Origin of the sequence: Acinetobacter sp. MB5, assembly GCF_003261585.1 — a bacterium.
In the GTDB taxonomy this organism is placed as follows: domain Bacteria; phylum Pseudomonadota; class Gammaproteobacteria; order Pseudomonadales; family Moraxellaceae; genus Acinetobacter.
The window spans coordinates 17,366-42,252 of the sequence record NZ_POVU01000004.1; the positions used below are offsets into that span (position 1 = coordinate 17,366).

At 41.5% G+C, this 24,887-nt stretch carries 24 protein-coding genes; 10 read left to right on the forward strand and 14 right to left on the reverse strand.

The features are described 5' to 3' along the window. Window positions 1-53: 53 nt before the first annotated feature. Window positions 54-602, reverse strand: coding sequence for a hypothetical protein (locus tag C1A47_RS06585; RefSeq protein ID WP_413772952.1), 549 nt, complete (start codon window positions 600-602; stop codon window positions 54-56). Window positions 603-730: 128 nt separating this feature from the next. Beyond that, window positions 731-1,198 carry a Holliday junction resolvase-like protein gene (locus C1A47_RS06590; RefSeq protein WP_111893645.1) on the reverse strand — a complete coding sequence of 156 codons (468 nt, stop codon included), beginning with the start codon at window positions 1,196-1,198 and terminating at the stop codon, window positions 731-733. A gap of 124 nt (window positions 1,199-1,322) precedes the next feature. Here C1A47_RS06590 and C1A47_RS06595 point away from each other — a divergent pair, with 124 nt between their 5' ends. The 8 genes from C1A47_RS06595 to pstB all read left to right on the forward strand — a co-directional run bounded on the left by C1A47_RS06595 (window position 1,323) and on the right by pstB (window position 10,481). Next, window positions 1,323-1,967 carry a ParA family protein gene (locus C1A47_RS06595; protein ID WP_111893647.1) on the forward strand — a complete coding sequence of 215 codons (645 nt, stop codon included), beginning with the start codon at window positions 1,323-1,325 and terminating at the stop codon, window positions 1,965-1,967. A gap of 80 nt (window positions 1,968-2,047) precedes the next feature. Further along, window positions 2,048-3,139, forward strand: coding sequence for an AI-2E family transporter (locus C1A47_RS06600; RefSeq protein ID WP_111893649.1), 1,092 nt, complete (start codon window positions 2,048-2,050; stop codon window positions 3,137-3,139). Between the two features lie 117 nt (window positions 3,140-3,256). Continuing rightward, on the forward strand, window positions 3,257-3,805 hold the full coding sequence (sodC, locus tag C1A47_RS06605; RefSeq protein WP_111893651.1) for a superoxide dismutase family protein: 549 nt from the start codon (window positions 3,257-3,259) through the stop codon (window positions 3,803-3,805). A gap of 74 nt (window positions 3,806-3,879) precedes the next feature. Then, complete coding sequence (gene yccS, locus C1A47_RS06610) at window positions 3,880-6,018, forward strand: YccS family putative transporter (RefSeq protein ID WP_111893653.1); 2,139 nt, start codon at window positions 3,880-3,882, stop codon at window positions 6,016-6,018. Window positions 6,019-6,676: 658 nt separating this feature from the next. Continuing rightward, window positions 6,677-7,702, forward strand: coding sequence for a phosphate ABC transporter substrate-binding protein PstS (gene pstS, locus C1A47_RS06615; RefSeq protein ID WP_111893655.1), 1,026 nt, complete (start codon window positions 6,677-6,679; stop codon window positions 7,700-7,702). Between the two features lie 82 nt (window positions 7,703-7,784). Next, window positions 7,785-8,759, forward strand: coding sequence for a phosphate ABC transporter permease subunit PstC (pstC, locus tag C1A47_RS06620; protein WP_171294348.1), 975 nt, complete (start codon window positions 7,785-7,787; stop codon window positions 8,757-8,759). Window positions 8,760-8,761: 2 nt separating this feature from the next. Further along, window positions 8,762-9,604, forward strand: coding sequence for a phosphate ABC transporter permease PstA (gene pstA, locus C1A47_RS06625; RefSeq protein WP_111893659.1), 843 nt, complete (start codon window positions 8,762-8,764; stop codon window positions 9,602-9,604). A gap of 1 nt (window position 9,605) precedes the next feature. Then, the gene (gene pstB, locus C1A47_RS06630) at window positions 9,606-10,481 is read left to right on the forward strand and encodes a phosphate ABC transporter ATP-binding protein PstB (protein WP_111893661.1); all 876 of its coding nucleotides are present in this window, start codon (window positions 9,606-9,608) and stop codon (window positions 10,479-10,481) included. 100 nt (window positions 10,482-10,581) lie between these two features. On the opposite strand, the gene C1A47_RS06635 is transcribed toward pstB, so the two are convergent. From C1A47_RS06635 to C1A47_RS06645, 3 genes are all read right to left on the reverse strand, one after another. Beyond that, a complete protein-coding gene (locus tag C1A47_RS06635) occupies window positions 10,582-11,346 on the reverse strand; it encodes a DNA polymerase beta superfamily protein (RefSeq protein ID WP_111893663.1) in 765 nt (254 codons plus the stop codon). Continuing rightward, a complete protein-coding gene (locus tag C1A47_RS06640) occupies window positions 11,343-11,747 on the reverse strand; it encodes a hypothetical protein (RefSeq protein WP_111893665.1) in 405 nt (134 codons plus the stop codon). The genes C1A47_RS06635 and C1A47_RS06640 overlap by 4 nt, the downstream gene beginning before the upstream one ends. A gap of 75 nt (window positions 11,748-11,822) precedes the next feature. Continuing rightward, window positions 11,823-13,232: an FAD-binding oxidoreductase gene (locus C1A47_RS06645; protein ID WP_111893667.1), complete on the reverse strand. Its 1,410-nt coding sequence runs from the start codon at window positions 13,230-13,232 to the stop codon at window positions 11,823-11,825. Between the two features lie 89 nt (window positions 13,233-13,321). Here C1A47_RS06645 and serA point away from each other — a divergent pair, with 89 nt between their 5' ends. After that, window positions 13,322-14,554, forward strand: a complete 1,233-nt coding sequence (gene serA / locus C1A47_RS06650; RefSeq protein ID WP_111893669.1) for a phosphoglycerate dehydrogenase — start codon at window positions 13,322-13,324, stop codon at window positions 14,552-14,554. Window positions 14,555-14,636: 82 nt separating this feature from the next. Next, window positions 14,637-15,545, forward strand: a complete 909-nt coding sequence (locus tag C1A47_RS06655; RefSeq protein ID WP_111893671.1) for an EamA family transporter — start codon at window positions 14,637-14,639, stop codon at window positions 15,543-15,545. A 70-nt stretch (window positions 15,546-15,615) separates the two neighbouring features. Here the strand turns inward: C1A47_RS06655 and C1A47_RS06660 are convergent, their stop codons facing one another. From C1A47_RS06660 to C1A47_RS06700, 9 genes are all read right to left on the reverse strand, one after another. Continuing rightward, window positions 15,616-16,386 (reverse strand): sulfite exporter TauE/SafE family protein, encoded by a 771-nt coding sequence (locus tag C1A47_RS06660; protein WP_111893673.1) that lies wholly within the window; start codon window positions 16,384-16,386, stop codon window positions 15,616-15,618. Window positions 16,387-16,405: 19 nt separating this feature from the next. Continuing rightward, window positions 16,406-17,311, reverse strand: a complete 906-nt coding sequence (gene truB, locus C1A47_RS06665; RefSeq protein WP_111893675.1) for a tRNA pseudouridine(55) synthase TruB — start codon at window positions 17,309-17,311, stop codon at window positions 16,406-16,408. 167 nt (window positions 17,312-17,478) lie between these two features. Continuing rightward, a complete protein-coding gene (gene rplS / locus C1A47_RS06670) occupies window positions 17,479-17,847 on the reverse strand; it encodes a 50S ribosomal protein L19 (RefSeq protein WP_111893677.1) in 369 nt (122 codons plus the stop codon). Window positions 17,848-18,165: 318 nt separating this feature from the next. Next, window positions 18,166-18,918, reverse strand: a complete 753-nt coding sequence (trmD, locus tag C1A47_RS06675; protein ID WP_111893679.1) for a tRNA (guanosine(37)-N1)-methyltransferase TrmD — start codon at window positions 18,916-18,918, stop codon at window positions 18,166-18,168. A 42-nt stretch (window positions 18,919-18,960) separates the two neighbouring features. Then, window positions 18,961-19,509, reverse strand: coding sequence for a ribosome maturation factor RimM (gene rimM, locus C1A47_RS06680; protein WP_111893681.1), 549 nt, complete (start codon window positions 19,507-19,509; stop codon window positions 18,961-18,963). A 16-nt stretch (window positions 19,510-19,525) separates the two neighbouring features. Beyond that, window positions 19,526-19,783, reverse strand: coding sequence for a 30S ribosomal protein S16 (gene rpsP / locus C1A47_RS06685; protein ID WP_111894073.1), 258 nt, complete (start codon window positions 19,781-19,783; stop codon window positions 19,526-19,528). 147 nt (window positions 19,784-19,930) lie between these two features. Beyond that, entirely contained in the window at window positions 19,931-20,368 is a 438-nt protein-coding gene (locus tag C1A47_RS06690; RefSeq protein ID WP_111893683.1) for a type IV pilin protein, read from the reverse strand. Next, entirely contained in the window at window positions 20,368-20,841 is a 474-nt protein-coding gene (locus C1A47_RS06695; protein WP_111894075.1) for a type IV pilin protein, read from the reverse strand. The genes C1A47_RS06690 and C1A47_RS06695 overlap by 1 nt, the downstream gene beginning before the upstream one ends. 11 nt (window positions 20,842-20,852) lie before the next feature. Continuing rightward, on the reverse strand, window positions 20,853-24,881 hold the full coding sequence (locus tag C1A47_RS06700) for a pilus assembly protein PilY (protein ID WP_111893685.1): 4,029 nt from the start codon (window positions 24,879-24,881) through the stop codon (window positions 20,853-20,855). Window positions 24,882-24,887: the final 6 nt, after the last annotated feature.

Sequence of the window (24,887 nt, forward strand, 5' to 3'; positions counted from 1 at the left end):
GGCTTAAATAAAAAAGCATGGCCTTTGCCATGCTTTTTTGTTTTTGGTGTTCATCATAAAGGATGATGACCAATCAATTGGATGGATCTCACGCGAAACAGCTCACAACCACCATCTCCAACATCGGTATTGGTCAAAGAAGAACGCCATACCAGATTACGGTCTTTGACTTCAACCAACTCACCTTGTAACCGCACCAAATCTCCCCGTTTTACTTGCTTAATTTGTTGTGCAATATCTGGGTTAGCAGGAATAATGTGCATATTGGACACCATTTGCATGGCTTGCTGCGGCGAAACAGGCAAGGTTTTCATTTTCCAATTTAAGAAACGATCGTACTGACGCACACTAATCTGTTTGGCAAAATACGGATCAGCAAACATCCCCCAACTGACCGCATAATCAATCGGGGAAAACTTGGCTTGCTCATCATCGTGATAACTTTTGGTACTTAAAATCCGAAAATCGCCCTGAAAGGCTTTCAGCACCGAAATCGACTGCCATTTGACTTCAGGTGCCAAACCATTGGCAATGTTATATTCCGCACCCGAATTTGATGCAAAACTATCACTGGCAAGCAGTACGAACCCTAAACCCAACATAAAACGCTTTAAGGCTTGCATCGTCATTCTTCCACAATCAACCTGATTCAAAAATTTTAAAATGTTCAGACTAGATAAATGCGGAAAAATGGTAACTCATACCAGTAAAAGCGTAGTAATTTTGTCATCTAATCGTCGAAATCGACCCTGATCGTTTCAAAACGAATCCGTCCTTTTTTAATCGCATCGGCTATGGCTTGCTGACCTTTGGTCAAACGGGCATTCCCACTTTTAATATCGATCAGCACCACTTCAATTTCATCGGCACGACCATCACCATCCCGAAAGGTGTTATAGCCATTAAAGACAATATAATCGACAGGATCGCCCAAAAATTTGGCATCACTTGGCAAATATTCAAACTCAGGAAAAATCGGGGCAAACTGCTCAGCCATACGTCCTTTTAAAATGGCGCGGCTACTGTTGACACTTCGCGACTGAACCAGTCGCAATTCTTTTTGATGTTTACGTTTGAGTTCGGAAATCTGAACTTCATATTCCGCTTGAATTTTGCCATTCCTCAGGTTGGACAATAATGCGTACGTCAAAATAATGCCGATTGCTAAACCCATGACCATGGCAACCCAAATGGACATATTCGCTATTTCCTTCATGTAAATTGACGCATTAAAACAGGCTTGAGACTTTTTGTCATGTCATAGGCTAAATCTTGGAAAATTAGTGCTAAAGTACTCAAGCCTCTATTTTTTTTAAACAGACATGAAAACTATATTAATTGCCAACCAAAAAGGTGGGTGCGGCAAAACCAATACAGCCATTACACTTGCCAGTGCCCTTGCTGCTAAAAATTATCGTGTCGCACTTGCAGATGCAGACAATCAAAAATCAAGTTTACAGTGGTTAAAACAACGTCCTGAACAAAGCCCAACCATTCAGTCACTCGACTGGCGCAATGACAAATCGATTGGCGATGCACCGAAAAATCTAGAATATTTAATTATCGATGCTCCAGGAGCACTGTCTGGCGAACATGCCGAGCACCTGATCAGCGAAAGTCACGCGATTATTATTCCAATACAGCCTTCATTTTTTGATATCGACAGTACGCGTCGTTTTCTCAAGCATTTACAAGAAATTAAGCGTGTTCGTAAAGGTAAGGTTGAACTGCATTTACTGGCCAATCGGGTCAAATCCAACAGTGCCAGCTCACAAAATATTCAGGAATTTTTTAGCAAAATCGAACAACAGCCTGTGGCATGGATTTCCGAGCGTAGTGCTTATGGCCAACTGGCAATGCAAGGTTTAAGTGTTTTTGACAAGCATCAAAAGCTGTATCAGACCATCCAGAAACAATGGCAACCACTACTCAATGCCATTATTGATGATCCTACTGCTTGGTTTTAAATCTGGATAGCGAGCAGATCAATTTGCCACCACGTGTTTTTCAGTTAATATATTAAAATTAAAACAACCTTAATTTTGAGATGCACGTGCCAAATTCTGCTCCTATTTTATTACATCGCATTTTATTGTTTGGATTGTTTTTTATCCTTTTGTATTTAAGTTTCAGTGTACTTAAATATTTTATTATTCCTGTGGTCTGGGCCATCATTATTGCCTATATGACTTGGCCCATTTATCGTTGGGTGCTTGGAAAATGTGGTGAACAGCGCACCAATCTCAGCGCGACCCTGATGTTATTCCTGATTATTTTAGTGATTGGCATTCCATTTGTTTTTGCAATTTTTATTTTGCAGCATGAAGGTCGCCAACTTTACGCTGAAGTCCAACAACAATTATTTTCAGGACATTTTACTCTTCCGCCTTTAATTACCGACTTACCTGTCGTTGGCAAAGATATTCAGCGTGCACTCACTGAACTGAACAATAATCCGCATAACCTCACGCAGAACATTATGCTGTTGCTGCAAAATCACATCAATTATGGCCGTTTTGTGTTAAGTGAAATCAGCCGTAATCTGGTGAAATTATTTTTTGCCTTGTTTTCTTTGTTCTTCTTTTATCGCGATGGAGTTAGCCTGCTCAACCAAGTCAAAAATGCCTTGGAAAAAGTCATTGGGCCACGTATCCACCATTATTTGGACACTATTTCAGAAACAACACGCGCAGTCGTCTACGGCATTGGCTTAACTGCTGTCGCTCAGGCAGTTTTGGCAGGTGTCAGTTATTTTGTTGCTGATGTCCCAAATCCGATGGTGCTGACAATTCTCACCTTCGTTTTGGCACTGATTCCATTTGGGACACCTGTGTCATATACCGCTGTCAGTTTGTGGTTATTTTCACAAGGTCAGATTTTTGCTGCGATTGGCGTATTCCTTTGGGGTGTTTGTGTGGTCAGTACTTCCGACAACGTCATTCGTCCATTGGTCATTTCAGGCGCAACCAAAGTTCCATTCCTACTGATTATGTTTGGTGTCTTGGGCGGTATTGCCAGTTTTGGTCTGATCGGGCTATTCATTGGCCCAGTGGTACTGGCAGTGTTACTGGCTATTTGGCGTGAATGGGTTCACGAACAAGAAACTGAAACCACTGATCCGTCTTCAACAGCACCATAATACAAATTCATACAGGGACGTATAACAAACTCATACATGCAACACCTGATTCTTTACAATGAGGCAATGTTTGTTTGCTTGAATAAAAGATGCAAAAAATAAAACAGGATAATGATAATGCGTCCATTTTTTCAACTGACAGGCATATGCCTTTTAAGTTCAATATTTTTAGCAGGATGCCAATCTTGGTCTTACTCAAAACATCCAGAACATCAACAAGTCACCATGCATGCCGTAAGTGCTTCTGGCATTGGTGAAAGAATCGGGACCATCACCTTAGAAGACTCTCCTCACGGATTAGTGATGATCACCCATTTATCACAACTCCCTTCAGGTACACATGGTTTCCATATTCATGAAAAAGGCTCATGCGAACCTGCCATGAAAGATGGAAAAATGGGGGCGGCCCTTGCTGCAGGCGGGCATTTTAATCCGCTCAATGTTGCTCACCATGGAACCCCATTAACAGGACATATGGGAGATTTGCCAATTCTGCAAGCAGACTCCAACGGTGATGCTAACGAGACATTACTGGCCCCCCGCTTGAAACTTCGCGATGTGCATGGTTTAGCCATTATGATTCATGCAGGCGGTGACAACTACTCCGACACACCAAAACCTTTAGGCGGCGGCGGTGCACGAATTGCCTGTGGGGTTATTCCATAATCAGATTGCTCAATTGACAGGGAGTTTAAAAAAGTTCAGTCTAAGTCTGACACAATCAACTAAAAATCAATGACGTGAATAGCTTCTACTCCCTGCTTCAGCGTTACCAGAGCAATGCATTGATCATGTATTGCTTGCAAATGTGTATCGTGCTTACCGGCACAACACTTGGTTTATATTATTTGCACTTGGGACAATTTATTGTCCCTGTGACCCTCGGCACAATTGCCGCAGCCCTGACCGATTTCGATGATCGGCTCACCATTCGCCTGCGCAATTTATTCTATGTGTGTGTGCTGTTTTTTATTACCAGCCTCATTTTGGAATTACTGCATCCCTACCCGATTTTTTTTATTCTGTATTTATCGCTATCTAGTGCTGGGTTTATTTTACTCGGTGGCTTAGGGCAACGTTATGCCACCATTTCATTTGGAACTGTGCTGCTCTCCATCTACACCATGTTTGGTCTAGGTGAACCGCATGTCTGGTACTGGCAACCAAGCTGTTTTGTGCTTGGTGCAATCTGGTATGGCTGTGCAGCCATCGTGTTTTATCTGCTCAAACCGACATTAGTGGTTCAAGACTATCTATCAACCAGTTTCCAGCAAATTGCCAAACTCCTTCAGCTTAAATCCAAACTATTTGATCCCGATCATCAGCATTTGGTCGAACAACTGCTGTTTGATTTATCTGTACAAAATACCGCGGTTGTACAAAGTCTCAATCAGACCAAAGCGGCCTTACTGACCCGACTCAAAGCGTCACGCGCCAATAAAAATACCATTTACTGGCTGCATTTATATTTTCTAGCCCAAGATATTCATGAACAAGCCACCTCAAATTACCTGCATTATCAACAGATCCAGCAAAATTTTAGCCGTAGCGATCTGATCTTTCGCATGCAAAAGAATATTCAGATGAATGCAATTGCATGTGAACAAATTGCGCAGTGTGTCCTCAATCGGCAACCCTATATCGTCAATCCTGAACACAGCTTGGCTTTAAAAAATCTGGATGCATCCATGCATGAATGGATTCAGCTACACCCTGCCAATATTGAAGTTAAAAATTTGCAGCTAATTTTAAATAATCTGCATAACTTGCATCAGCAACTTTTAGCGCTCAATCATGTTCCTCAAAACAGTACAACCTTAGAGGCTGACCTGAATCTCCTCGATGATGATATTCACGGTTGGCATGATCTGGTGTTAAAACTCAAGCAGCATTTAAGTCCACAGTCAGCCCTGTTCCGTCATGCAGTGCGGATTGCCGTAGTGTTTCTAGTTGGTTATATCATTTCCCTGTTGCCATTTGCACGTAATGGCTACTGGATTTTGCTCACCAGTTTATTTGTCTGCCAAATTAGTTACTTTGCCACCAAGTCCCGTTTGAAAATGCGAACATTAGGCACGCTGTCGGGTGTGCTCTGTGGTATTCCGATTTTATATTTTGTACCGAGTGTCGAAGGTCAATTGCTGTTGACTGTGATTTGTGGTGTGCTGTTCTTCTATTTGCGCGTCAAAAAATACTCGATGGCAACCCTGATGGCGACCTTAATGGTGCTGCTAATTTTCAATATCAAAGGTGCAGGCTATGAAATTATTTTACCGCGCATTATCGACACATTGCTTGGCTGTGGTATTGCATGGCTGGCGGTCAGTTTTATCTGGCCTGACTGGAATTTTCGTAATATTTCCAACAACATCAAAAACTCAGCTCAGGCAACCCTCGCCTATTTCGATGCCGTGATTGATCAATATCAACATGGAAAAAATAACAGTATCGAATACCGTGAGGCACGACGCTTTGCACATAACAAGCAAATCGAACTGTCGAGTATGATTTCGAGTTTAAGTACCGAACCTCATCCCAACCCGACCCTGATTCACCATGCGTTTCGTTATCTGGTCTATAGCCATAGTCAACTCAGCTATATTTCGGCATTGGGAAGTCACCGCGAACAGGTCAAAGATCCACAAATTTTGCAATTGATGCTTTGGTGTCAGCAGACCTTAAAAGCTGTTTTGCAAGAACAACGGCCTTTACCTGAAACAGACATTCAAGACAAACTGCTTGAGATTAAAACCTTGTCTCAACAAGAACACCTGTCGGATGATTTCTTGCTGATTTTAAAACAAATCAGTCTATTATTGGAAACCTTGCCCGAGCTACTGGCTTTAAGACAAGAACTGTTAATACAAGAAATTAAGTAATTCAGAAGGATATTCCTGTGAAATAACCATTGAGGTTGCCTGTGCATTCGTCGTTAACAATACACACATGAGATATGCATAGGCATTCCATCAACAAGATGTAAATCAGATAATGGAATGTAAAAATTGCTGAAGTTGAGCGATACCAGAACATCATCTCATTCTGTAATATTACATTTTGTCATAATTAATCTGATGATCTTACCTGTCATATAACAGGCGAAATCCAATGTTCAACTGTCATAATCGACATGTATTTATGAACAACAGATAGATCGTGACATCATTTTTCTGTTTTTAAAGCTACACATTGATGATTCCATAAAAATATTCAAAATAAGCAGAATTAAAAATATTTTTTAACGTTATTTCAGTAATTTAAATTTAATTACTCTCGTTTCAAAAATGATTTAAAAAATGAAAATTCATAAAAATATTCATACATCTATAAATTTTATTTTTTAAAATTGCAGTGAAATACCACAATACAACATCATTTGAAGAAAAATCATCCGTAATAAAACTGAAATATTTTAGTCATTTCCCTGTCACGCAACTGGCTTAATTTAACACTCAATTTAGTTCCTTCTCATTCTCTGCCCTCAATCAAAATAAGCAGAACAATAAGACGGAAATACCTTCCATACAGGGAATCTTTATGACTAACTTCTCTACAAAAATTTTCAGCACGCTAATTGCATCTGCTGCTCTATCTTTGAGCGCAGCGCATGCTGCAGAAATCACGGGTGCAGGTTCAACTTTCGTTTATCCAGTACTGTCTAAGTGGTCTGCAACTTACAATGTTAAGACTGGCAACAAAGTGAACTACCAATCTATCGGTTCTGGTGGTGGTATCGCTCAAATTAAAGCTGGCACAGTAACTTTTGGCGCATCTGATATGCCATTAACACCTGCAGATTTGAATGCAGCAGGTCTTAAACAATTCCCAGTAATTATCGGTGGTGTTGTTCCAGTTGTAAACGTTCCAGGTGTACGTCCAGGTGCTTTACGTCTTACTGGTCCTGTTCTTGCTGACATTTTCTTGGGCAAAATCAACAAGTGGAATGCTCCAGAAATCCAACGTTTGAACCCTTCTGTACGCCTACCAGACCAACGTATTTCAGTTGTTCACCGTTCTGATGGTTCTGGTACAACTTTTAACTGGGCAAACTATTTGTCTAAAGTTAGCCCAACTTGGAAATCTAAAGTTGGTGAAGGTACTTCTATTTCTTGGCCTACTGGTATCGGTGGTAAAGGTAACGAAGGTGTTGCTGCTTACGTTAAACAAATCAAAGGTTCTATCGGTTACGTTGAGCTTGCATATGCGCTTCAAAACCGCATGAGCTATACAGCAATGCAAAACAAAGCAGGTCACTTTGTACAACCAAATGCTGCAACTTTCCAAGCTGCCGCTGCTGGTGCAAACTGGAGCAAAACACCTGATTTCTATAACGTTATTACTAACGCTCCAGGTGCAAACTCTTGGCCAATCACTGCAACAACATTCGTGTTAATGCACAAACAGCCTAAATCTGCTCAAGCAAGCAAAGATGCTCTTAACTTCTTCAAGTGGTCACTTGAACACGGTCAAGCAAATGCACGTTCTTTGGACTACATTCCTTTACCAGCAAACTTAGTGAAACAAATTGAAGGCTACTGGATTAAAAACATTAACGTAAAATAATCCATGCCTTGTTTCTTTCTTGAATCCAACAGAACTCGCTTCTGTTGGATTTACTCTATTTCTAAATAAAAGATGCTCACTGATGAAACTAGACAGAACCATGGAACTAGATAAACAAAGTGAAACGGACTCGAAAGATCATCGTAATGATCAGTTGTTTCACTATGCAGTAAAAAGCTGTGCCATATTTGTGCTTGTAATTATGCTAGCGGCATCCTTTTCCATGCTTTGGAGCGGGAAAGAAGCTTTTCAAACTTTTGGCTTTTCATTTATCTGGAATAGCTCTTGGGATCCGATTGGTAAAAATTTTGGCGCACTTGTTCCTATTTACGGAACATTGGTCACTTCTTTTATTGCAATGCTCATTGCCGTTCCCGTCAGTTTTGGTATTGCGATTTTTATTACCAATATCGCACCAAAGTGGATTCGTACCCCAATTTCAACAGCAATTGAACTCCTCGCAGGTATTCCATCAATCATTTATGGTATGTGGGGTTTATTCGTTTTTGTGCCGTTTATGGCAGATAACGTTTATCCTTGGGTCGATGAACATATGGGTTCATGGCCGATTGTTGGCCCACTCTTTCAAGGCCCGCCAATTGGTTTAGGCATGCTGACAGCAGGCATCGTGCTGAGCATCATGATCATTCCATTTGTTTCTTCCATTATGCGGGAAGTTTTTTCAACTGTACCTACTCCACTGATTGAATCAGCATATGCGGTTGGAAACACGACTTGGGAAGTGATTTGGGACATCGTTTTACCGTATACCCGTTCTTCTGTACTTGGTGGCATCTTCCTCGGCTTAGGCCGTGCCCTTGGTGAAACTATGGCGGTTACCTTCGTACTGGGTAATGCCCATATGCTAAGCCTGTCATTGCTTGAACCAGGTAACTCGATTTCGGCAACCATTGCCAACGAATTTACCGAAGCCGACTCTACTATTTATTTATCTTCACTCATGGCGCTTGGTTTTATCTTATTTGTCGTGACATTTATTGTGCTTGCAATTGCACGTGTAATGTTAGGACGTTTATCACGTCGTGAAGGAGCGTAATCATGTCAAACGCGCTTTGGAAAGTTCGACAAACAAAAAATGCTCTTGCAAAAGTCTTGTCTTTTTTAACCGCAATTTTCGGCCTGTTTTGGCTGGTGTGGATTTTATGGACAACACTTAAAAATGGTTTGCCTGCACTACATTTAAGTTTAATTACCGAAATGACACCTCCTCCTGGCGAAACAGGCGGTCTACTCAATGCAATTTTCGGTAGTATTTTAATGAGTGCGGTTGCTGTTTTAGTCGGTACACCCATCGGTATTGCAGCAGGGACTTACCTTTCGGAATATGCTCGTGAAACCAAACTTGGTTTCTGGATTCGCTTCATTAACGACATTTTGCTTTCAGCACCATCCATTGTAATTGGTCTGTTTGTCTATGAGTTGATGGTTCGTCAAATGGGACACTTCTCTGCCATTGCAGGTTCTGTCGCTTTAGCATTTTTGGTTCTTCCTGTTGTCGTACGTACAACCGATGAAATGCTACAACTCGTTCCAAATACTTTACGTGAAGCTGCGCAAGCACTCGGTATTCCGCGTTGGAAGATTGTTCAACAGGTGCTTTACCGTGCTGCCATGTCAGGGATTGTTACAGGTGTCCTGCTCGCTCTTGCACGTATTTTAGGTGAAACAGCACCTTTACTATTCACAGCGCTCAATAACCAGTATTGGTCAACCAACGTGTTCCAGCCAATGGCGAACGTTCCTGTGGTGATCTTCCAATATGCAATGAGTCCTTACGACGACTGGCACGCTCTGGCATGGGCTGGTGCATTAGTCATGACCTTTTTTGTCCTTGTGCTCGGTATCGTATCTCGCACAGTCTTAATCAAAAAGGATAAATAAAATGAATACAGTATCTAGTTCAAATTCAGTAAATTCACAAAATGTGGTGCCAACACACAACACCACAATGCAACCACCTCATGCGTTTCACTCTGCCATGAATACACCGAAAATTGTTCCTGAAACAGCAAAACTTGATATCCGTAATCTCAATTTCTACTATGGCAATAGTCAGGCATTGAAAAACATCAACATGATTATTCCTGAAAACAAGATCACTGCGCTGATTGGACCTTCAGGTTGTGGTAAATCAACATTATTACGTGTATTTAACCGTATTTATGACATTTACCCGAAACTTCGTGCTGAAGGCGAAGTGTTGTTTGATGGTCAAAATATTCTTCAAGACAACATCCCTGTAAACCAGTTGCGTGCAAAAATCGGGATGGTTTTCCAAAAGCCAGTTCCATTCCCAATGACGATTTATGAAAACATTGCTTATGCAATTCGCCATTACGAAAAACTCTCTAAAGCTGAGATGAATAACCGTGTGGAAAAAGCATTGCGCGATGTTGCGTTGTGGGATGAAGTTAAAGACAAATTGCATCAAAGTGCTTTAGGTTTGTCTGGTGGTCAGCAACAACGTTTATGTATTGCACGTGCTGTGGCACTAAAACCTGAAGTGTTGTTGCTTGACGAACCAACGTCTGCTCTAGACCCAATTTCTACGGCAAAAGTTGAACAGTTGATTGAACAGCTTAAGTCTAAATATACCGTTCTGATTGTGACGCACAACATGCAACAAGCAGCGCGTATTTCTGACTATACGGGCTTTATGTTCTTGGGTGAGTTGATTGAACTTGATACCTCAAACAACATTTTCACCAACCCGAAAAAACAGCAAACTGAAGACTATATTACAGGTCGTTTCGGTTAAGTTTTACTCGGTTTTTGAAGTTATGAAAAAAAAGACGATTTAAATATCGTCTTTTTTATTTTGAAGAGCTTATGGTAGACCTTGATGTTTAGCATCCTAATCAGCCATAAAAATGCTGCTTTAAATGTTGGCTATAATCTGTCAAATACTGATCTAGTTGCTCACGCCGATTGGCTTTTGGCATGCTTTGCGCTGCCAGTTGTGCTTGCTTAAACTCTAACTGCTTTAAAATTTCTGTTTGCTCATCCTGCGAAAGCACGGCTTTTTCTTTCTGTTGTTTTTTGATCTCTAAATAATTTTCCGCCCATACGCGTAGCGGATCATTCGGATCAATTTGGGCAAACAAATCGGTGATCAGTAATGCAGGCATACTTTCCTGTAGTGCCAGTTCAGCCGACAATAACCCACGAATCGAGTAAAACACTTTTTTATAGGTAAAGTTATCGGCAACTTGCATGACTTTCATGCCATTTTCAGCCAAAGATAAATAGTGATAATACAAGGCACTATAGTCAATCAGTTCCAGTAGTCCTTGTTTAAAGCTATTCCATTCAGGCACAACATTGAGATATTCGATATGCGCCCTTACCCACTCCAAAACAGTTGGGTTGCTTTTTGCCAAAAGCCCTAACATTTTGTCGAGGTCATAGGACACAAAATCAAAATCACCGTCCATAATTTCGATCAAATCTCGATGTTTCTTATAATCAAAATACTGGGCTTTGCTAGGTAAATGAAACCCCCGAACATCATAATCGCTGTCAGGGCTTGCCATGCCCCATAAGCGGCTACCACTCTCAATATAAAACAGCGGAATATCTTGGCGTTGTTCAAAAAGTTGTTGGATATTTTTTTCGATGTTCATGTCTTTTCCTCTACAAACTCTATAATAAAATTTTCACCATCCCATAATTTAACTATTCCAACCCAATTGAGTTTTGCATTAAATGTATTCTTAAATTGACTTCCATCTGCACCTTTTAAAATTTCTTCAAAGTTTTTAGACAGCGTAATAATTGGACGAACTTTTAAATTTTTAAGATAAGCGATTTCAATATTTTTTCTAAACTCTTGATTTCCAAGCCCTGACCACCTTGATACTTTATCTTTATATATCTGTATACGACTTTCTTTATTAAATACTAATAGTGGCTGATGCCCCCAGATACTAACAACTAACTCATCTTTATCGTTAAATGCTGAAACAGACCACTGTATATTTTTTTGTTTTGCTCCAAACTTTTTAAATTCATCAGAAATACCCATAAATTTATAATCCTTCGTAAAAAAAGCGCATCTTTCGACACGCTTTTAGCAGAATTTTTTCTATTCAATCAAGTCTTAAAGATCAAATAATTTGCCTGGGTTCATTAAACCATTCGGGTCAAAAACTTTCTTCAAGGCTTTCATATATTCAATTTCTTCAGCAGAACGGCTGTATTGCAAATAAGGCTTTTTCGTCATACCCACACCATGTTCAGCCGAAATTGAACCGTTATATTTTTTCACGGTATCGAACACATACTTGTTCACCACCTGACATTTGGCAAAGAATTCATCTTTAGTCAAATCCGCAGGTTTTAAGATGTTCAAGTGCAGGTTACCGTCACCAATATGACCAAACCAGCAGATTTCAAAGTCTGGGTAGTTTTCAGTCACAATCGCATCAATTTCTTTAATAAATGCAGGGACATGAGTAATTAACACTGAAATATCGTTTTTGTACGGAATAAACGGCGCAATCGACTCTGAAATATCTTCACGTAAACGCCATAAGCTGTGGACTTGATCTAGGCTTTGGCTCATCACACCATCAAGTACCCAGCCTTGTTCCATGCAGTGCTCAAAGATTTCCATGGCTTTGTCCATGATCGGCTCGTATGGCGCTTCAAACTCAAGCAACACATAGAATGGACATTGAGTTTCAAATGGACGTTGTACATGACCGTTGTCTAAAACTTTTTGCATCGCAAGTTCACCAAAGAACTCAAATGCAGTCAGGTCAATCTTGCTTTGGAATGCGTGTAACAATGGCATGATTGCGTCGAAGTCAGGGACACCGAGTACCATCACTTGCAAGTCTTGTGGCTGACGCTCAAGCTTGATTTCAGCTTCTGTCACCAAGCCCAAAGTCCCTTCACCACCAATAAACAAATGCTGAAGCGCATAACCTGTTGCGTTTTTGATCATGCCTTTGTTGAGGTGCAGGATATCGCCTTTACCCGTCACAACGGTCAGACCCAACACCCAGTTACGGGTCATGCCGTATTTAATCACTTTAATACCGCCAGCATTGGTGCCGATGTTACCGCCAATCTGACTTGAACCTGCCGATGCGAAATCGACTGGATAATACATGCCTTGTTCTTCTGCATAGTTTTGCAGTTGCTCTGTCACCACGCCTGTCTGCACGCGAACCATGCGATCTGCTGGGAAGAATTCCAGAATCTGGTTCATCTTGTCCATGCTCACCACGATTTCACCGTTGGCTGCAACTGCACCCGCTGACAAACCTGTACGACCACCCGATGGTGTAATTGCGACATTGAACTGATTCGCAAGTTGAACTATGGCCTGAACTTGTTCGGTACTCGATGGAAATACCACGACAGAAGGATTTGGGTCAAAGTGCTTAGTATGGTCTTTACCCCAGTTTTCTAAGCTATCGGCATCAGTTTTGATGCGATTTTCACCTACAATGGCCGTCAGTTGAGTCAGTAAGTCAGGTGATAAAGCGACAGAAGCATTCATCGTGTACACGCCTAGCAAGAAATAAACAAGTTGTTGCTCACTATGTTATCATATTGCGACCAAATTTGGCCTTATGTAGCGGAGCGGTAATGAGCCAACATCTATCACTACCTAAAGATAAAATTCGTTTCTTATTGTTAGAAGGTGTGCATCAAAATGCCATCGACACTTTAAATGCTGCGGGTTATACCAACATCGACTATCGTAAAACTGCGCTTGAAGGCGAAGCTTTAAAAGAAGCGATTCAAGATGCACACTTTATTGGTATTCGTTCTCGTACACAATTGACTGAAGAAGTGTTTGCAGCAGCAAACAAATTGATCGCAGTTGGTTGTTTCTGTATCGGAACAAACCAAGTCGACCTTAAAGCGGCAATGAGCCGTGGTATTCCAGTATTTAACGCACCATATTCAAATACACGTTCGGTTGCTGAACTTGTTCTTGCAGAAACTATTCTGTTACTTCGTGGCGTGCCAGAGAAATCTGCAAGCTGTCACCGTGGTGGCTGGAACAAATCTGCGAATGGTTCTTTCGAAACTCGTGGAAAAACTTTAGGTATTGTTGGTTACGGTTCAATTGGTTCGCAACTTTCTGTACTTGCAGAAAGCATGGGTATGCACGTGATTTATTACGATGCAGTAACTAAGCTTCCAATGGGTAACGCACGCCAAGTCGGTTCTTTAGACGAATTGCTTGAAACTGCTGACGTGGTAACACTCCATGTTCCAGACGTTCCATCTACACGCAACTTCTTCGGTAAAGCTCAATTTGCCAAAATGAAAGAAGGTGCAATCTTCCTGAATGCTGCACGTGGTACATGTGTGGTGATTGAAGATTTGGCAGATTCAATCAAAGCAGGTCACATTGCAGGTGCTGCGGTTGACGTGTTCCCGAAAGAGCCTAAAGCGAACGGTGAAGAGTTTGTTTCTCCACTTCGTGGCCTAGACAACGTGATCTTAACGCCTCACGTGGGTGGTTCAACCATGGAAGCGCAAGCCAACATCGGTTTAGAAGTGGCTGAGAAATTTGTAGCTTACTCTGACAAAGGTATGACGCTTTCTGCGGTGAACTTCCCAGAAATCGCATTGCCAATGACTGAAGGTAAACACCGTTTACTTCACATCCACAAAAACATTCCGGGTGTATTGTCAAAAATCAACAACTTGTTTGCTGAGCAAGGCATCAACATTTCTGGTCAGACTTTAATGACTAAAGGTGATGTTGGTTACTTGGTGATGGATGTTGACGCGTCTGCATCTCACGAAGCGCTAGAAATGCTGAACGATGTTGAAGGTACAATCCGCGTTCGCGTATTGTTCTAAGCTTCAACACCCAAAAAGCCACAGCCTTGTGTTGTGGCTTTTTTTATTTCTACTTTTTACCATTTAGTTAAATCATTCCAATATGGGCTTTTTTAAAAATAATACGACGGTTCAATCCATCGCCCTACTTATGGTTGCCATTGTCAGTGTGCAAACCAGTGCTTCACTGGCTAAAGCTTTATTTGCGACATTTCCCGTACTCAGTATCTCCGCGCTCAGACTTCTGTTCGGGTTTATGTTGCTGGCAATTTTTTTCAAAATTTGGCGGGTAGCATGGCAGCAAATTCGCTGGGCATCGATTATCGGCTATGGCTTGGCTTTAGCAGGCATGAATGCCCTGTTTTACTTGTCCCTGCATCGCTTGCCTTTAGGGATTGCCGTCTCCTTTGAATTTATTGGCCCACTCAGTGTGGCTTTACTGCATGCCAAGCAACGCTATGATCTGGTTTGGGTTGGTTTAGCAATTTTAGGCTTAGTACTGCTTTTTCCGTGGAGTCAGACAGGTCAGGCTCTCGATCCTGTAGGAATTGTCTTGGCGATTGGGGCGGGTGCTTGTTGGGCAGTCTATATTTTAACGGGTAATCGCCCTTCAGGAATTTTGGGCAATCATACCGTTTGCTTGGGTATGTTCATCGGTTCTTGTGTACTGCTACCGATTGCGCTCTGGATCGGAACACCTGTCACCGTCTTACAGCCACCTTATTTGCTGTATTTTATTGCTCTGGCATTTCTCGCCAGCGCTCTGCCTTTTTCGATGGAAATGGTGGCATTACGCCATTTAAGTCCGTTGGTTTTTGGGACATTGACCAGTCTAGAACCTGCCTTTGCCGCACTTTCAGGGGTCTTGTTTTTATCTGAACATCTGCTTTGGACACAATGGCTGGCACTTGCCACCATTATCATTGCATCGATTGGTTGTACTTACACCACCCAACGCGCCAAGCAAAAAGTGGAACAACAACTCAATTCGCTCAAATCAGATCAGATATAAAAAAGTGGCGATCAACGCCACTTTTTATTTTATGCTTGGAACCTGAATAATGACTCAGTTCTGTTTCCGATTAACCTGAAGTAAAAGTTTGATAACCAATACGGCAAATCAAAATCGTCACCAAAACCAAGAAAATCTTACGTACAAAGCCGCTGCCATACTTCATCGCGACACGCACCCCGACCACTGAGCCTGCCACATTGGCAGCTGCCATCATCAAACCAATATGTAAAATAGCGTGACCTGTTGGAATTAAAAAGCTCAATGCAGCAAGGTTGGTCATAAAGTTGCCAATTTTCGACAATGCCGAAGCATGCAGAAAGTCCACACCTAAAAAGCGGATGAAGAAGAAAATGAAAAAGCTGCCTGTCCCAGGGCCAAAAATCCCGTCGTAGAAACCAATCAACAAGCTACCAATCGCAGCCAACACCAATAGTTTCGGGGTAATGTGTAAATCAACTGCAACCTGTCCAAAACTTTTTTTCATAAAAGTATAAATGGCAATTAGGATCAGCATGAGCAACACAAAAGGACGTAATACAGATTGGGGAATCAAAGACAAACAGGCCGCACCCGCAAATGAGCTGATGAGCGAACAAATCCCAATTACAATCAGCAATTTCCACTGCAACTTTACTTTGCGGGCAAAGGTAAAGGCTGCTGACCCTGTCCCAAAAATAGAAGAAACCTTATTGGTTCCGATTACCGTAGCGGTCGCCATGTTGGGGAAAGTACTCATAATCCCCGGAATCTGAATCAGCCCGCCTCCACCAACAGCAGCATCAATTGCCCCTGCGGTAAATGCAAAACCAATCAGACTTAAGATCGTTATCGTGTCCATACAGTAATCATCACTTTTCTCATAAATGCAAAACTCGCTTAGGAACTAAGCGTTTTTTATCGGTAATTTGAGCCAAACCTAAACAGCGTTCGCCATCAAATACCAAAACTTGCTCTGCTGCTTCATGGTCAATATTGCTTTCCAGCCCATTACAGAAATATTTGCTACGTCCCTCAGGAATCTGAACTTGCGGAAAATGCTCCACAGGTGCATATGCTGGCAACAACAATGCTTCACGTTCAGCCTCAGTTAAACTTTCCAAATATTCCAAGGTGTAGCTCGGAATCAAATCAAAAGGACCTGTTGCAGTACGATGCAATGCACTTAAATGCCCCCCACAGCCCAGTGCCTCGCCAATATCTTCCCCCAACACACGAATGTATGTGCCTTTAGAGCAAATCACATCTAAAGTTAAGCTGTCTTCTGTAAATTCAATCAGTTGTAATTGGTAAATCGTAATTGGACGTGGCTCACGCTCAATCACAATCCCTTGACGCGCCAATTCATATAAGGGCTTGCCATGTTTTTTTAATGCCGAATACATCGGTGGAATTTGTTGAATATCACCACGGAACTGTTCAAGTACCTGTTCAATTTTGTCTGTTGTTAGTTCAGGTACCGCACGCTGTTGTAAAACCTCACCTTCCACATCGCCTGTAGTCGTGGTTTGCCCAAGCTTCACGGTGGTTTGATAGCGCTTTACTGAATCGAGCAAATAATGCGAAAACTTGGTCGCCTCACCCAAACAGATTGGTAACAACCCTGTCGCCAAGGGATCAAGTGCCCCTGTATGCCCTGCTTTTTCTGCCCGATATAACCAACGCACTTTTTGTAATGCGCCATTCGAACTAATCTCAAGAGGTTTATTGAGTAGAAATACACCACTAATTGGACGGCGCTGGATTTTAGGCTTAGCAACTGACATAAGAAAAATGGTGAGCAAAAATGACACGCCATCTTAACAAAAGCCTAAACAATCTTCAGCAGAAGAATGTACGTATTCTCAGCAGATGAATTTTTATTGTTTGAACCAATTAACAGCAATAAAAAAATGCGCCAATTGGCGCATTTTCTTGACTCAAATAAAGCGAATTACGCTTTACGAGCTGGTAATTTTTCACGAATACGTGCAGCTTTACCAGACAAGTCACGAAGATAGTAAAGTTTCGCACGGCGAACATCACCACGACGTTTAACTTCAATTTTAGCAACGATTGGAGAGTGAGTTTGGAAAACACGCTCAACACCAACACCGCTAGAAATTTTACGAACTGTAAAAGCTGAGTTCAAACCACGGTTTTTCTTAGCAATTACAACACCTTCAAAAGCCTGAAGACGCTCACGATCGCCCTCTTTTACTTTTACTTGCACAATGACAGTGTCACCTGGAGCAAATGCAGGAAGGTCAGATTTTAACTGTGCGTTTTCAACAGCTTGAACTAAAGGATGCTTACCGCTCATGGGGTATCTCCAATATATGTGGGTCAGAAGAGGTCTGAGATCCACTGGGTATAGAGGCTAAAGCGCATAGACCCGATTATCTTTCTCTTTATGCTTGACCACTTCAATGCACAAAGAGCCTATTAAAGAAGACTTAAACTCAAGTTTAAGTCCCGAATTTGAAGCAATGCTTCAAATTTATGCATAGATCAACGCATTGGATATGTGTTCATCTTTGCAAAGAAGTACAACTTCTTATCTGGTGTTCAAGGAAAGCGTTAAATTCTCGACTTCCTTGTACAGAAGCACAGCTTCTGTCTTGCGCTCGGGCAAAGATTCTTAATCTTTGCTCTTTCCTCGCTCATCTTTAAGCCATTTTTTTTGCTGCTTGCTCAACTCAACTTGCTCGACCAGCTCAGGTCTACGCGCTAAAGTCCGTTGATAACGCTGCAAAAAACGCCATTTTTCAATATTGGCATGATGTCCAGATTTAAGTACCTCTGGCACATCTAGCCCTTCAAAATGGTCAGGCTTGGTATATTGTGGGCAGTCTAACAGACCATCCACAAAAGAATCTTGTATGTGAGATTGTTCATCTGACATGGCATCGGGTAAACGTCGAATAATGCTATCGAGCAAGACCATTGCAGGAAGTTCACCACCAGATAAAACGTAATCCCCAATCGACCATTCTTGATCTACATATTTCTGGATTAAACGCTCATCTACCCCTTCATAACGTCCACACAGCACAATCAAACCATCGTAATCGATAAAGTTTTGCACGGCATGTTCATTTAAGGTCTTTCCTTGTGGCGACATATACACCACAGGAACATGAACTGCTCCCGCTTGCTCTGCAAGCTGTTTGGCATGACGAATTGCTTTTGCCAAAGGCTCAGCCATCATCACCATACCTGGACCACCACCAAACGGACGTTCATCCACACGTTTATAGTTGCCCTCAGCAAAATCACGCGGATTAATACAATTTACTTGTACAATGTCACGCTTTGCTGCACGCCCGCTAATTCCGTATGCTGTAATCGCTTCAAACATTTCAGGAAAAAGCGTAATGACTGCAAAAAACACCGCAGACTCCTCTTTCTTCCTGCTGTGTGAATCCTTTAGGGATTAATAATCTACGCCCCAATTGACGTAAATACGACCAGCTTCAAGATCAACGCGCTGTACCACATCTTTATGCCATGGAATCATACGCTCTTCAGCGTCTACGCTGTCTGCTGTGGCACGAACCACCATGACATCGTTTGCACCTGTTTCAAACAGTTCATGGATTTGACCGAGATTCACTTCCTGTTCGTCATCATCGAGACCTAACACGGTTAAGCCTTTCAAATCTGACCAGTAGTACTCGTCCACGCCCGGTTGAGGCAGTTGCGATTTTGAAATCCAGATATTTGCGCCAACTAAATTGTCTGCTGCCGTGCGATCACTCACACCTTTAAGCGCAACAACCAAGCCTTTGCCATGTGGTTTCCAACGTTTTACATCAACAACTTGCCAACCTGCTTTGGTCTCAATGTACCAAGGCAGGTAGTCAAAGATGTTGCTCATGGGTTCTGTATTGGAATAGACCCAGAGCCACCCATTCAAGCCATACGCTGAACGTAGCTGTCCAATCTGAATACGATCTTCAGGAACATTCTGTGTTGGTGTCATGGGCTACCTACTACAATTACGCAGTAGCAGCAGCTTTTTTAGCTTGAGCAGCTAAAGAAGCAACACGTTCAGAAGGTTGAGCACCTTGTGCAACCCAGTGAGCGAAACGGTCAGCATCTAAACGGATTTTTTCTGCTTGACCTTGAGCTGTAGGGTTAAAGAAACCGATACGTTCGATGAAACGACCGTCACGTGCATTACGACTATCAGTCACAACGATTTGATAGAATGGACGTTTTTTAGCACCACCGCGAGTTAAACGAATAACAACCATGATAAAAACCTTATAATTTTTACGGATTATCCCTGCGCCGACCATCGGCAACACTTCAAACCCCTTTCATAGAGGGCAGCATTTTACGTGATATTCACCCCAAATGAAAGATCAAAATTTAAGTTATCCACAGTTTTGAATTTATTTTTAGTTACTATCCCAAGTTGATGTACTGCTCAACGCACAAGCCGTTGCACCTTGTGACCAGTACTTCTGCCCGTCTTGATTTAAACATACGACACCATTATCTTTTTGTATTCCCGAAGTTGATGGTGTTGCCTGTAAAGTATAGCCTTGATTATCATCATCAATTACTAAAACAACGGTATAATATGCCGTTCCCGAAGAAGGATAATTTGCTGTTCCACCAATGCCTGTCAATGTTGCACCACTATAACTATGATTAACCAATTTGTAGTTTTGTAAAAGCCCTGCAACTCGCATAACCTCAGATTGAACATCAACGCGATTGGTCTTAATTCTATACTTTGTATAACCCTGATAAGCAATGGCTGCCAAAATCCCAATAATTGTAACCACAATCATCAGCTCAATTAGAGTAAACCCCAGATTTCTCGTTTTCATTACCAACTCTCTGAACCACTTGAACCGCAGCTACTGTACGAATCAAAACTGGTCTTATTTTTGCAATGCATACCCGTACTGGTCAGCAAAAAATTGTAACTTTTAGCATCCGTTGTAGTTGCTTTAATAGCCCAACTTCGTCCTACAGCATCATCACTGGTCAGCAAAACTGAACCAGATGAATCAGCCGATAAATCAGTAACTGTAATGGTATAAGGATAAGAAGACGTTGATCCGACCGTCTCCGATGTTGTTGCAAACCCTTTGTAATTAAAGTTACGGGCTTTCCAACGGTCAAGTAACACCGCCAGACGTTGCATTTCCTGCTCAGCCTGAGCTGCACGTGATCGCCGTGCATATTCTTGATAACTAGGTATTGCGATTGCTGCCAAAATCGCAGCAATCACCACAACAACCATCATTTCAATTAAGGTAAAACCCAAATTTTGAGATGATGCTGAAAGTTTATTCATATTCAACATCCCTATTTACTGGTTTCAAACCAACGCTTTGGCGTTAATGCCAATGATGTTGAATAAGTTGCTGCTGCCGTGCTTGAGCTACTTGCCAAAGTCCCTGTTGAAGTAATTAATGCTCTGTTTGTACCTGTACTATTACTAGAACCAACACTCGGTGCGACAATACCTACACCTATCGCAGTATGTGAAATAAATGTAGAACTGGCAATTTGGCTTTCGGTACACACTCCATACGGCATACAGAATTGAGTCACATAACTTTCACCCTTAACGCCTGAACCACAATCGCCTGATGAACCTTCTTGACTACCATCATACGAAGTTACATAGAGGTCATAATCTAATACTGTTGGTGTTGTTAATATTTTCTCATCCTGTGTCATACTTGATGCAAAATAATAATACCAGCCTCCTGTTGTTGAATATGGAGCAACTGCTGTTGTATTGGCATTGGTTGTCAGTTTACCCAAGCTGCTTAGTGTCAGATCCTGAGTATTCAAATTTCCACTACTATAATCATAGCTATAGCTTGATCCACTCACTGTAAATAGATCTGAGCGAGCAACGTCTTTATCATAGATATTGTAAATCGCATCATTCTTATAAGTTGTATCTGAGGTATCAAATAATGGAGAACTATGATTCCCACTACCAATTGATATGACACCAAACTTTGATCCACTGTAGGAATAAGTTGAGAATGCAGGCATATCATAAAAACGTGGGCTGTACTGACCATTATTTAAATTAAGCAAGCGTACAGGGGTTTTTGCAAACATGCTGGTATCTGTTGTTGAAGTTAAGGTGTTATTTAAATCAATACGCCATACCTGCCCACCTAAATCACCAAAATATAAATGATCAATCAAACCGTCTGAGTCGCGATCAACCGTTTTAATCTGGCTAACCACGCTATATTTCATATTGGCTGAAGTTGTGTATTGAACACCTGAGGTTGTATTACTAGACGTCGCATTTGCACCAGCCCACCACAATAGCTGCCCAGTCAAAGCATCGAACATATACACACCCGCACCAATTTTATTGGTCTGTGCATATTCATCTTCATAGCCAGCGAAAGCTGTTCTTTCACCAGTACTACCACTAAACGTACCATCTCCATTTGTACCGCCAGCATCATAACCACCACCAACGAACATCACGAGACGTTTAGAGCCTTTCCATTTCACCCAACCCACACTTGGTTTAGACCAACTTTGCCCCATAAACCCCAGTTCTTTATAAGTTTTTGAACTGGCACATGTTTCAGGTGTATCTGTCTGAGAACTACTATTACAATAAACAGCAGTATTATTAGGATCAATATGGAAAGCCATTTGAGGATTACTCATATCTTGCAAATTCAAAGCATAATAACTACGCCCCCCCATACGCAGACCACCATAAGCCATTTGCATACCCTCGCCTGTTGCTCCACTAATATCAGAAGAGCCAACAGTTAAACTACCATCACTATTTGAGACATACTGACTATAAGCAGTCCATGGACCATCTACTCCATAATAAAGTGGCTGATATGTCGAACTACTAAAACCCGTAGTTGCAGTATTGGTTTGGAACGCTCTTTTTTGTGTGGTAATCAATTCATTTGGAACAAAAGCAAATTGCTCAGCTCCAGTATCTGCATCTACAACAGACAATACCCCTTGTGTTGTACCAAACAAAACATAATCGTCACGATTTGAACTACTCGTTACGCCGCTCGTGGTTGTGACTGTACCAGATTGTGTTAGCAATACTGGAGTTGAGTGCATCACTGCTCCAATTTGTCTCAATGTACTTAACGCTGCTAGACCGGCTGTAGTCGTTGGTAAACTGGTCGTATCACTTGGGGTACTGATCACATAGCCAAGCAAAGATAAAAGATAACCACGATCTGCATCAGTTGTATTGGTCACATAGCTTGAACCAATTTGGTTTAATGTCGTTGTTGTAACAGCACCACTAGTATCACGGTTCGTCAACAGTTTACGGTTAGCGACATAAGATGAAGTCATACCCACAGGCAACACACCTTCAACCCCACCTGTCGATGCCAACGTGGAGTCTGTTACATATTGCGACCAAATATCATAGTTAGTAACATAGGTGCCACTACTATCAACAATTGAATTACCTTTAATATCCTCAATCAAACCACTGATAACATTATATTTTTTCAAGTTACCCAACCACAATTGATATACTTCAGCTGGTGTTGGTTGAAACTGTGCAGAATAAGCATAATTTTGTACAACTGTTGGGTTAAGTTCATCTGTTGGAATATATGATGCCCCAGTCGTAACAGCAGGAATATCTGTAGTTAACGAAGTAATAAAGTTGTTTACACTAGTGACAACATCACTGGAACTCGAACCAGAATACCAACCACCACCACCATAAACACCTAATCTCGCAGCATTTTTAACATCATCACTTGCAGAAGATGAACTAATATTGGCAAGATTTTGCGCTTGTGTGAGTGAACTGCTATACGATGTGATTCCATTAAAGTCACTACCAAAACCAACTACTGCGGTTTTAATATCAACACCTAAAGGATTTAACTGAGCTGAGCTCGTTGAACCAGCGATGGTTCTATTGCGTAACAATTGTGAAAAGTCACTAATACATTGCCATCCCGTAGAGGAACTCGAACTTGCTGTAAATAAAGTTCCTGAACAAGTTAAATTACCGCTATAAGTACTGGTTAAAGCATTTTGCATTAGATTCTTAGCAATCGTAACACTTGAGCCATTTGGCTCACCATCTGTTAAGATATAAATCCCTTGTCCACTACATTCGGTACTACTTGTATTTACTGGAGATGTATAAGCTGTGCCATCTGAGTTTTTAGCGTCGGCTGTTGAATATGAGAAACCACTCCCTGTAGGTGAGGATGTCACCGTTTTTGTCTCATAGACACAGCTACCTGTTATGCTATTCACCGTACAACTTGTGTTATAGCTTGAAGTTGTTGGGTTGGTTGTGGTTGCACTACCCCATGAGGTACAACCACTAGATGTATACGCCGTACAACTTTGATAATAGGTTGTACTACTGCTTGAAGAAACACTTTCACGATAATAGTAGGTGGTAGTACCACGACTTTTCTTATAATAATAAGTATCGTTTCCACTCACTGTAGTTTGATAACCATTTGTGCTCGGTGTACTACTTAATGTTGTTGTACAGTTAGATGTACTCGTTGAACCACTACTGCCACAGCTATACCATATAGTTGTAGAAGATGAGGAACTATAAGTAAAATACATGGGAATACTGGCTGTTGTTGTCGTTGCTGTAGTGGTGCCAAACATATAAGCTCCTACTTCAGCATAAGCATTTGCAGTTGGTGTAGAACCGCTTCCTGTCCAAGTACTTATATAGCTAAGTAGTAAAGTACGCTGATCTGTCACGCTTACACTTGTATTTGTATAATATAAAGTACAAGTCTTGCTATTTACGTAGGCACAAGCTGTATTACTATAACCACTCAGTGATGGTGATGTTGTTGATGCAGTTCCCCATGAAGTACAAGTAGCATATGAACTCCATGCTGTACATGAACTATATACAGGAGTGCTACTAGTACTACTCGGATAATACTTCTGAACCATTGGTTTTTTCTGAGTATATGTCCCTCCACCTGTAATTGCGGTACTCAGTGCTCTCGCAGGCACCATTACATAACCCGCAGAGCTATTATAAAATGTTGATAAACCAATGACTTTATCATCATCAATTTTTGAAATACCATCCCCCCCAGCAAGTACTGTGATCATTCCATTACGCACTCGTTCAAGCCGAGTTAACCCTGTACTATCTGAATTACTTGTCATACTTCCCGAGTTATCGAGCAGGAACATAAGTGTTACAGTGCCGGCAGTGGCTTTTTTATAAATCTCTATATCACTAGCCTGAGCCAAAGGAACAGCTAAGCAAAGCAATAGTGTCATTATGCCTGCGCAAAATGCTGCCATCGCTTGCTTAAAGTGATGAATCATATGCTTAAGTTGAATCAAAAATTTCATCACTTT

Bases quoted from the DNA above. Each gene is read 5' to 3' on its own strand.
- C1A47_RS06585 (WP_413772952.1), bottom strand. From the start codon at position 602: ATGTTGGGTTTAGGGTTCGTACTGCTTGCCAGTGATAGTTTTGCATCA.
- C1A47_RS06590 (WP_111893645.1), bottom strand. From the start codon at position 1,198: ATGTCCATTTGGGTTGCCATGGTCATGGGTTTAGCAATCGGCATTATT.
- C1A47_RS06595 (WP_111893647.1), top strand. From the start codon at position 1,323: ATGAAAACTATATTAATTGCCAACCAAAAAGGTGGGTGCGGCAAAACC.
- C1A47_RS06600 (WP_111893649.1), top strand. From the start codon at position 2,048: ATGCACGTGCCAAATTCTGCTCCTATTTTATTACATCGCATTTTATTG.
- sodC (WP_111893651.1), top strand. From the start codon at position 3,257: ATGCGTCCATTTTTTCAACTGACAGGCATATGCCTTTTAAGTTCAATA.
- pstS (WP_111893655.1), top strand. From the start codon at position 6,677: ATGACTAACTTCTCTACAAAAATTTTCAGCACGCTAATTGCATCTGCT.
- pstC (WP_171294348.1), top strand. From the start codon at position 7,785: ATGAAACTAGACAGAACCATGGAACTAGATAAACAAAGTGAAACGGAC.
- pstA (WP_111893659.1), top strand. From the start codon at position 8,762: ATGTCAAACGCGCTTTGGAAAGTTCGACAAACAAAAAATGCTCTTGCA.
- pstB (WP_111893661.1), top strand. From the start codon at position 9,606: ATGAATACAGTATCTAGTTCAAATTCAGTAAATTCACAAAATGTGGTG.
- C1A47_RS06635 (WP_111893663.1), bottom strand. From the start codon at position 11,346: ATGAACATCGAAAAAAATATCCAACAACTTTTTGAACAACGCCAAGAT.
- C1A47_RS06640 (WP_111893665.1), bottom strand. From the start codon at position 11,747: ATGGGTATTTCTGATGAATTTAAAAAGTTTGGAGCAAAACAAAAAAAT.
- C1A47_RS06645 (WP_111893667.1), bottom strand. From the start codon at position 13,232: ATGAATGCTTCTGTCGCTTTATCACCTGACTTACTGACTCAACTGACG.
- serA (WP_111893669.1), top strand. From the start codon at position 13,322: ATGAGCCAACATCTATCACTACCTAAAGATAAAATTCGTTTCTTATTG.
- C1A47_RS06655 (WP_111893671.1), top strand. From the start codon at position 14,637: ATGGGCTTTTTTAAAAATAATACGACGGTTCAATCCATCGCCCTACTT.
- C1A47_RS06660 (WP_111893673.1), bottom strand. From the start codon at position 16,386: ATGGACACGATAACGATCTTAAGTCTGATTGGTTTTGCATTTACCGCA.
- truB (WP_111893675.1), bottom strand. From the start codon at position 17,311: ATGTCAGTTGCTAAGCCTAAAATCCAGCGCCGTCCAATTAGTGGTGTA.
- rplS (WP_111893677.1), bottom strand. From the start codon at position 17,847: ATGAGCGGTAAGCATCCTTTAGTTCAAGCTGTTGAAAACGCACAGTTA.
- rimM (WP_111893681.1), bottom strand. From the start codon at position 19,509: ATGACACCAACACAGAATGTTCCTGAAGATCGTATTCAGATTGGACAG.
- rpsP (WP_111894073.1), bottom strand. From the start codon at position 19,783: ATGGTTGTTATTCGTTTAACTCGCGGTGGTGCTAAAAAACGTCCATTC.
- C1A47_RS06690 (WP_111893683.1), bottom strand. From the start codon at position 20,368: ATGAAAACGAGAAATCTGGGGTTTACTCTAATTGAGCTGATGATTGTG.
- C1A47_RS06695 (WP_111894075.1), bottom strand. From the start codon at position 20,841: ATGAATAAACTTTCAGCATCATCTCAAAATTTGGGTTTTACCTTAATT.
- C1A47_RS06700 (WP_111893685.1), bottom strand. From the start codon at position 24,881: ATGAAATTTTTGATTCAACTTAAGCATATGATTCATCACTTTAAGCAA.